The organism is Aeromicrobium sp. (assembly GCF_036676885.1).
In the GTDB taxonomy this organism is placed as follows: Bacteria; Actinomycetota; Actinomycetes; order Propionibacteriales; family Nocardioidaceae; genus Aeromicrobium.
In genome coordinates, this window is record NZ_JAKFCB010000086.1 from 1 (window position 1) to 9,155 (window position 9,155).

Sequence of the window (9,155 nt, forward strand, 5' to 3'; positions counted from 1 at the left end):
CGCCACGAGGTACGAGTTCCAGTACGGCGGCGCGACGGAGCAGGCGCTGCGGCTCGGCCGGCTCCTCGCGGCCGGACCCGCGTGACCGTACGGGACCTCCTCCTGGCACGTGCCGAGCAGGACTCCCCGGCACTGCTGACCCACGAGCGCTCGTGGACGTGGCGGGAGCTCGTCGCCGATGCGTCAGCGCGCGCCGGTGCGATCGCGGGTCTGCTCGACCCGCGGCGGCCTCCGCACGTGGGGCTGCTGATGGACAACACCCCCGAGATGCTCCTCGGCCTGACCGCCGCAGGACTCGGCGGGCACGTCGCGGTCGGGGTCAACAGCACCCGCCGCGGGGACGCGCTGGTGGCCGATCTCCGTCGCGCGGACGTCCAGCTGCTGCTCACCGATGCGACCCAACGCCACCTTCTCGACGGCCTCGACCTGTCCGGGATCCAGCTGATCGACACCGACAGTCCCGGCTGGCACGACCAGCTGGCGCAACCGGTCCTTGAGCCGGTCGACAGGACGCCCACAGACGACGCGCTCTTCATGCTGATCTTCACGTCGGGCACGAGCGGCCGGCCCAAGGCGGTGCGCATCACCCACGAGAAGGTGACCTATCCCGGCCGCTACCTCAGCGAGCGCTTCGGCCTCACCGCCGCGGACGTGCACTACGTCGCGATGCCGCTGTTCCACTCGAATGCCGTGATGGCGGGTTGGGCGCCCGCGCTCACCACCGGCGCCGCCGTGGCACTCCGCGAGAAGTTCTCGGCGTCGGAGTTCCTGGCCGACGTTCGCCGGTTCGGGGCGACGTACGCGTCCTACGTCGGCAAGCCGCTGACGTACGTCCTGGCCACGCCGGAGCGCCCGGACGACGCCGACAACCCGCTGCGTATGGTCTTCGGCAACGAGGCCGGCGACCGCGACATCCACGCGTTCGGGGACCGGTTCGGCTGCCGGGTCGTCGACGGGTTCGGCTCGACGGAGAACGCGGTCATCGTCAGCAAGCTGCCCGGTACGCCACCGGGCGCGCTCGGCTGGCCGACCGACGGCGTGGCCGTCCACGACCCGGAGACCGGCAAGGAGTGCCCCCGCGCGGAGCTCGACGCCAGCGGCCGGGTCACGAACCTCGACGCGTGCGTCGGCGAGCTGGTCAACACGACCGGCGCCGGCCAGTTCGCCGGGTACTACAACGACGACGAGGCGACCGCCGAGCGGATGCGCGGCGGCATGTACTGGTCCGGCGACCTCGCGTACCGCGACGCCGAGGGCTGGGTCTGGTTCGCGGGCCGGACCGCGGCATGGCTCCGCGTCGACGGCGAGAACCTCGCCTGCGCCCCGATCGAGCAGGTCCTGCTCCGCCATCCGGCGATCGACCAGGCGGCGGTGTATGCCGTGCCCGACGAGCGTTCCGGCGATCAGGTCGCGGCGGCGCTGGTCCTGCGCGGCGACCTCGGGCCGGACGAGCTGGAGCGCTTCCTCGATCAGCAGTGTGACCTGTCGCCGAAGGCCCGACCGCGCTACGTCAGGGTCGTCGACGACCTGCCCCGCACGGCGACGCACAAGGTGCTCCACCGCGAGCTCACCGCGGCCGGGATCGCCGGGGTCACCTGGACCCGCGAAGCGCGCGGCAACCGCTACCTCTGACCGTCGTCTTCCCTGCCCGAGGGATCGGGCTGCCGTTCCAGGCTCGAAGGCAGTCAGAACGTCTGTAGTCATTTCGAGTCATATTCGTCATATTCGTCGCATTCGCGCGTCAAGAGTCACATGAACGCATACGTTCGTGGGAGAGGTACCCAAGGGAGGGGTTGCTCTGTGATATATACGTCTGCGCGCCAGGGAGTTGGCCGCATCGTTTGTGTCGCAATCACCATGTTGGCGGTTGTGGCATCACTGTTGATTGGCGCCGGCTCGCTGAGCCCCGCTTCCGCGGCCGACCCGGTCGCCACCAAGACGACCCTGGCGCTCAACGCCGACGGCACCGGAACCGTCCAGGTCACCGCCGAAGGCGTCACGCCGACCAGCTACGTCGATCTGTGGATCGACAGCGTCTGGCAGAAGGCCTACACGCTCACGGACGGCAAGACCGACATCGACCTCGGCACCCAGCCGCACGGCGACCATCAGATCTACGTTCGTTACCGGCCCGACACCACCACCAGGGCCAGCGACGCCATCACCACCTGGACTGCCCCCGGCACGATCCAGTACCCCACCAAGACGACCCTGTCGCTGAACGCCGACGGCACCGGAACCGTCGAGGTCACCTCCGAAGGCACCGCGCCCACCAACCCAGTCGACCTCTGGATCGACGACGTGTGGCAGAAGGCGTACACGCTGACCGCCGGAAAATCCGCCATCAACCTCGGCACCCAGCCGCTGGGCAGCCACCAGATCTACGTCCGCTACCGGGCCAACAGCACGACCAAGGCCAGCGACGCCATCACCACGTGGACCGCCCCGGGCACCGTCGCCGTGCCCACCAAGACGACCCTGTCGCTCAACGCCGACGGCACCGGAACCGTCCAGGTCACCGCCGAAGGCGGCGTCACCCCCACCAACAAGGTCGACCTCTGGATCAACAGCGTCTGGCAGAAGGCCTACACACTCACCGACGGCAAATCCGCCATCAACCTCGGCACCCAACCGCAAGGCAGCCACCAGATCTACGTCCGCTACCGGCCCGACACCACCACCAAGGTCAGCGACGCCATCACCACCTGGACCGCGCCCGGCACCATCCAGCAACCCACCAAGACGACCCTGTCGCTCAACGCCGACGGCACCGGAACCGTCCAGGTCACCGCCGAAGGCGGCGTCACCCCCACCAACAAGGTCGACCTCTGGATCGACGACGTGTGGCAGAAGGCCTACACACTCACCGACGGCAAGTCCGCCGTCGACCTCGGCACGCAGCCGCACGGCGACCACCGCATCACGGTCCGCTACCGGCCCGACACCACCACCCAGGCCAGCCAGCAGACCGTCGTCTGGACCGCCCCTGGCACCGTGGCTGTGCCCACCAAGACGACCCTGACGCTCAACGCCGACGGCACCGGAACCATCCGGGTCACCTCCGAAGGCGCCGCGCCCACCAACTACGTCGACATGTGGATCGGCAACACCTGGCAGAAGGCGTACGCGCTGACCAACGGTGAGGCAGCGTTCAAGCTCGGCTCGTTCCCGGGGGGTGACCACCAGGTCCACGTCCGCTATCGCCCCAACAGCACCACCTTGGCGAGCTCGGACACCAAGACCTGGGCAGTGACCACCGACGACCAGGTGCCCACCACGACCACCCTCAGCGTGCTCCCCGACGGCAACGGAACAATCCGGGTCACCGCCGAGAACAAGATCCCGACCAACCCCGTCGACCTGTGGGTCGATGGTCAGTACAAGGGCGTCCACACCCTGACTGACGGCAAAGCCAGCTTCGCTCTGGGCTCGCGGCCCGGTGGCGACCTACCCGTGATCGCACGCTACCGGCCCAGCGCCACCGACGGGGCGAGCCAGGCGGGCGCGATCTGGTCGGTCGACACCGCCCCCACGCCCGACCCCACGGACTGTGGGGCGCCGATCCTGAAATCGGACGGCGAGCCGTGGACGTGCTCGTTCGCCGACGACTTCAGCGGCACGACCCTGGACCGCACCAAGTGGGCCGTCCAGGAGGTCTTCGGCACCGGCACGAATGAGCTGGCCTGCTACGTCGACTCACCCGAGAACATCTCGGTGGCGGACGGCGGTCTGCACCTCACCGTGCGCAAGGGAGAGGCCAAGCCGTGCGCGGGACACCAGAACGTCGTCACGCCCTACACATCCGGCATGGTGACGACCTTCCACAAGTGGTCGCAGCAGTACGGCCGCTTCGAGGCACGGGTCAAGACCACGGCCACCACGATCTCCGGGCTCCACGAGGCGTTCTGGCTGTGGCCGGATATCCGCTACCCCGAAGGCCAGGAAGAATGGCCGGCCAACGGCGAGATCGACATCGCGGAGACCTATTCGAACCACGCCGACCTGGTCGTGCCGTTCCTGCACAGCAGCCTCGACGCCCTCGGTTCGATCCTCACCGGATCTGACGCGAACACGACGTGGGGCTGCCGGGCTCCCCGTGGCGAGTACAACACCTACACGCTGGAGTGGAGCGCCGAACGACTCGAGATCTTCGTCAACGGGAACTCCTGCCTGGTCAACACCTCGGGCAACGCGGCCTTCAACAAGCGCTACATCATGGCCTTCACGCAAGCCCTCGGTTCCCAGGACAACACCGTCAGCGCTGACACGCCCGTGCCGGCGACCATGTCGATCGACTACGTGCGCGCCTGGTCCTGACCAGGTACTCACCCACCGGGCGTTAGGCCGACGAAGGAGGCCGGGAGGGAGCGCCAGCGACCGAAGCGTCGTGACGTCGAGTGCTCGCCCGAGCATCTCGTCGCACGCCCCTTCGGTCGCAGAGCTCGCTCCCACTCGGCCGCGGGCGACCTCCTCAGGGGCCGGAAGCGCCGGGCGGGCCTTCGAGCACGGTCGGGACGTACTCCAGCAGCTGGATCCGACCGTCGAACGTACGACTCTCGACCAGCTCGAGGGCGACATCGGGATAGCCGTCGAAGATGCGCTCCTTCCCGGTCGCACCTGTGATGACCGGGAAGACCCCCACCCGGAAACGGTCCACCAGGCCTGCGACGAGCAGGGACCGGCACAGGGTGAGGCTGCCGAGCGTGCGCAAGGGACCTGCATCGCGTTGCTTCATGTCTCTCACGGTTTCGACGGGGTCTGCGTCGACCAGCTCGGAGTTGGCCCACGACAGCGGCGTCGTCAGCGTGGAGGAGAACACGACCTTGCGCATCGCGGTCAAGGAGGCCATTTCCTCCGGCATCTCGGCGGCGAACCCGGACATCAGCCGGTACGTCCTCGCACCCATGAGAGTCGTGTGCTCGTTCTCGGACGCTTCGCTGATGAAGGCGAGGTACTCAGGCCCCTCCATCCCCCAGAATCCGGGCCAGTCGTCGGCGGACGCGTAGCCGTCGAGCGAGATGATGAAGTCCACCATGAGGCTGCTCATGCGCCAGACCATACGCTCCACGATCCGCGGACGGCCCCTAGCCCGAGGAACGAGGGCGGGAGGGAGCGCCAGCGACCGAAGGGGCGTACGACGAGATGCTCGCGCGAGCACTCGACCTCACGACGCTTCGGGCCTCGTTCCTCGGCCCCTCCCGGCCTCCTTCGTCGGCCTAGCGAGCGAAGGGCTGGGCTACAAAGACGAGAGGCGCTTGACGGTTTCTTCGTACTCGTTGATCAGGTCGGCCATGACCTCGGCGACGGGGCGTACCTGGTTCATCGAGCCGACGATCTGGCCCACCGGCATCGAGATGACGTCCGGGTTGCCGGCCGAGTTCATCCGGCTGTGCGCCTCGGCCACGAGCAGGTTCTGCAGCGGCATCGGAAGCGGCGACGGGGCGTCCTCGGTGTCCCACGCCTGGGTCCACTTGGTCTTGAGCAGCCGGGCCGGCTTGCCGGTGTAGATGCGCGTACGCACGGTGTCGGCGCTCGATGCCCGCAGAAACGCCTCGGTCATGCCGGCGTTGGTGTTGAGGTTCTGGTACTCCTCGGTAGTCAGCCACACCGAACCCGTCCACACCCCCTGCGCGCCGAGGGCGAGGGACGCCGCCACCTGGCGGCCGCGGCCGATGCCGCCGGCGCCGAGGACCGCGACGTCGGGTCCGACCGCGTCGACGATCTCCGGGGTCAGCACCATGCTGGCGATCTCACCGGTGTGCCCGCCGGCCTCGTAGCCCTGGGCGATGATGATGTCGACGCCGTTCTCGACGTGCGACAGCGCGTGCTTCGCCGCTCCGGCGAGCGCCGCCACCTGCACACCGGCGGCATGCGCCTGGTCGATGATGTCCTTCGGCGGCGAGCCGAGCGCGTTCGCGATCAGCACCGGCCGGTGCTTCCCGCTCAGTGCGATGTCGACGTGCGAGCGGGCGACGGAGTGCAGCCAGCCCAGGACGCCGGCCCGACCTTCCCCCTCGGGCAGTGGGGGTACGCCGAGCTGTTGCAGGGTCCGTTCGACGAAGCTGATGTGCTCCTCGGGGATCATCGCCTTCAGGTCGACCGCCTTGCCCTCGGTGGGCACCTTCATCGGCATCACGACGTCGACGCCGTACGGCTTGCCGTCCGTGTTGTCGTCGAGCCAGTCGAGGGTGCGATCGAGCTCCTCGGCCTCGTTGAAACGTACGCAGCCCAGCACGCCCAGGCCGCCTGCCCTGGAGACCGCGGCGGCCACGTGCTCGGACGGGGTGAACGCGAAGATCGGGTACTGGATCCCGAACCGATCGCAGAGCTCAGTGTGCATCAGCGACCTGCCCCCTGAACGGCATTGCGATGGGTGGCTTCGGCGATCTCCTTGGCGGCCGGATAGTTGGCCTTGCCCGTGGCCGTACGCGGGATCTCATCGACGTACGCGACGGAGCGCGGCAGCTTGTAGCCGGAGATCAGTCGGCGCAGGTGGGCCTGCAGGTCCTCGAGGGTGGGCGGCGCATCGGATCGTGACTGGATCACCGCCGACACGTGGTGGCCCCACTTCTCGTCGGGCAGGCCGACCACGAGGGCGTCGTAGACGTCGGGGTGGCTCTTGAGCGCCATCTCGACCTCTTCGGGGTAGACCTTCTCGCCGCCGGTGTTGATGCAGTTGGAGCCGCGACCGAGGAGCGTCACCTTGTTGTCGGCCTCGATGCGGGCGTAGTCGCCGGGCACCGAGTAGCGCAGGCCGTCGACCTCGAGGAACGTACGCGCCGACTTCTCAGGGTCTCGGTAGTAGCCGAGCGGCACGCTGCCCGAGCGGGCGAGCCGGCCGATCGCGCCGAGGTTGCCGGCGTCGATCGGCTGGTTGTGGTCGTCCAGCACCACGGTCTCCGCGCCGAGTGCGACGACAGGTCCCTGGCCCTGGATGTTGTCGCTGTCCTGCAGCCCGGTGCCGGAGAACCCGGTCTCGGACGAGCCGATCGAGTCCGTGAAGAACGCGTTGGGGAACGCCTTCATCCAGACCTCCTTGACCGGCCGGCTGAAGATCGCGGCGCTGCTGGCGATCGCCACGAGCGAGCTGCCGTCGTAGTTGCCCGCCTCGTACGCCTCGATCAGCGGCCGCGCCATCGCGTCACCCGTCATGAAGATCAGCTGGACCTTCTCGCGGTCGATGATCCGCCAGGTCTCCTCGGCGTTGAAGGTCGGCTCGAGGATCGTGAGGTGCCCCGCGAACAGGTGCATCAGCATCGCCGCCTGGGCGCCGCCGTGCATCAGCGGGCTGAGCGGGAAGGTCACCATCGGATCGGTGTCCTTGGCCTTCTGCGACTGCGTGTACTCCTCGATCCGCTCACCGGTCATGAAGTCGATGCCGCCGCCGAGGACCCGCCAGAAGTCCTCGTGGCGCCACATCACGCCCTTGGGGAACCCCGTCGTGCCGCCGGTGTAGACGATGTAGACGTCGTCTCCGCTGCGCTCCTCGAAGTCACGCTCGGCGCTCTGCCCGGCCAGGGCCTCGTCCCAGGTGATGCCGCCGAACGGCGAGATGTCGGCCTGGTTGTCGGGATCGGTCGGGTCGGGCATCGTGACGATCGTCGTGAGCTTGGGGTGCTGGGGCGCGGTGATCGCGACCAGGTCGGCGTACGGGCGCTCGTGCAGCAGCGCGACCATGTCGGAGTTCTCGATGAGGTAGCTGAGCTCGGCCTCGACGTACCGGTAGTTGACGTTGATCGCGACCGCGCGGATCTTGAAGATCGCGAGCAGGGACACGACGTGCTCGATGCTGTTCTTGGCATAGATCCCGACGTGGTCGCCCGCGCCGATGCCCCGTGAGGCGAGGAAGTGCGCGAGCTGGTTGGACTGCGTCTCCAGCTCGGCGTAGGTCAGCTTGCGGGGCCCGACCTGAAGGATCGGTCGGTCGGGTACGGCGTCAACGGCGTGCTCGAACAAGTCGGCGATGTTCAGTGGCATGAGCCCAAGACTAGAACACGTTCTCGTTTTTGACTACGCTCTTCACATGCCCTCACATGAACCACACTGCCTCGTCGAGCTCCAAGGCAACACCCTGGTCGTCACGATGAACCGTCCGGAGGCGCGCAACGCGCTGTCCGGGGAGATGTTGTCGATCATGGGCGAGGCCTGGGACCGGACCAACTCCGACCCCGAGGTCAAGGTCGTGATCCTGACGGGCGCGGGTGGCTACTTCTGTGCCGGCGCGGACCTCAAGTCGATGTCGTCCTCGTCGCCCTCGGACAAGTTCGAGTCCGGCGAGTTCGACCCGACGATCATCAAGCCCCTCCTCAAGGGGTTCCGGCTGACCAAGCCGTTGATCGCGGCCGTCGAGGGCCCGGCGATCGCCGGCGGCACCGAGATCCTGCAGGCCACCGACATCCGGGTCGCCGGTGAGTCCGCGCGGTTCGGTGTCTCGGAGCCGAAGTGGGGCCTCTATCCCCTGGGCGGTTCGGCCGTACGCCTGCCGCGCCAGCTCCCGTACACCGTGGCCGCCGACCTGCTCCTCACCGGACGCCACATCAAGGCCCCGGAGGCGAAGGAGATCGGGCTGATCGGGCACGTCGTGCCCGACGGCGAGGCGCTGGCGAAGGCGCACGAGATCGCCGACCTGATCGCCGCCAACGGGCCCCTCGCCGTTCAGGCCGTCCTCAAGACGATCCGCGACTCCGAGGGCAAGCACGAGGACGACTGCTGGAAGGACGATGCCGCGGTCGGCGCCGCGGTCTTCGCGTCCGAGGACGCCAAGGAAGGCCCGCGGGCTTTCGCCGAAAGGCGAAAGCCGAACTTCCAGGGCCGCTAGACCCCTCGAGAGCGCTGACCGGCCCCTAGCGAGCTTGCGAGCGGGAGGGAGCGCCAGCGACCGAAGGGGCGTACGACAAGAGGCTCGCTCAAGCCATCGAGGTCCGCCACGCTTCGGTCGCTCGTTCGGCCGCGGGCGGCCTCACTAGCGAGCGAGATGAACTGCTGGCTCAGCCGACGTTGCGGTCTCCGGTCCAGAACTGCTTCCTGAGGGCCTTCTTGTCCGGCTTGCCCAGCGGGGTCAGCGGCAAGGAGTCCGCGACGATGACCTGCTTGGGTGCCTGGACCGCGCCCTTGCGCTCCTTGACCAGCGCCTGGATCTCGGTCTTCAGCTGGCT

The 9,155-nt window shown here is 68.2% G+C and carries 6 protein-coding genes; 3 read left to right on the top strand and 3 right to left on the bottom strand.

Annotated elements, in window-relative coordinates; genetic code table 11:
* Positions 1-81: 81 nt before the first annotated feature.
* Together V6M46_RS04545 and V6M46_RS04550 are read left to right on the top strand one after the other, a co-directional pair.
* Positions 82-1,632: an AMP-binding protein gene (locus tag V6M46_RS04545; RefSeq protein WP_332662588.1), complete on the top strand. Its 1,551-nt coding sequence runs from the start codon at positions 82-84 to the stop codon at positions 1,630-1,632.
* 237 nt (positions 1,633-1,869) lie between these two features.
* Complete coding sequence (locus V6M46_RS04550) at positions 1,870-4,317, top strand: glycoside hydrolase family 16 protein (protein ID WP_332662589.1); 2,448 nt, start codon at positions 1,870-1,872, stop codon at positions 4,315-4,317.
* Positions 4,318-4,471: 154 nt separating this feature from the next.
* Here V6M46_RS04550 and V6M46_RS04555 read toward each other — a convergent pair whose 3' ends face one another.
* From V6M46_RS04555 to V6M46_RS04565, 3 genes are all read right to left on the bottom strand, one after another.
* Positions 4,472-5,047: a dihydrofolate reductase family protein gene (locus tag V6M46_RS04555; protein WP_332662590.1), complete on the bottom strand. Its 576-nt coding sequence runs from the start codon at positions 5,045-5,047 to the stop codon at positions 4,472-4,474.
* Between the two features lie 189 nt (positions 5,048-5,236).
* A complete protein-coding gene (locus V6M46_RS04560) occupies positions 5,237-6,340 on the bottom strand; it encodes an NAD(P)H-dependent flavin oxidoreductase (RefSeq protein ID WP_332662591.1) in 1,104 nt (367 codons plus the stop codon).
* Positions 6,340-7,977, bottom strand: a complete 1,638-nt coding sequence (locus V6M46_RS04565; RefSeq protein ID WP_332662592.1) for an acyl-CoA synthetase — start codon at positions 7,975-7,977, stop codon at positions 6,340-6,342. The genes V6M46_RS04560 and V6M46_RS04565 overlap by 1 nt, the downstream gene beginning before the upstream one ends.
* A 46-nt stretch (positions 7,978-8,023) precedes the next feature.
* Between V6M46_RS04565 and V6M46_RS04570 the strand changes: the two genes are divergently transcribed.
* Complete coding sequence (locus V6M46_RS04570; protein ID WP_332662593.1) at positions 8,024-8,818, top strand: crotonase/enoyl-CoA hydratase family protein; 795 nt, start codon at positions 8,024-8,026, stop codon at positions 8,816-8,818.
* Positions 8,819-9,155 lie beyond the last annotated feature (337 nt).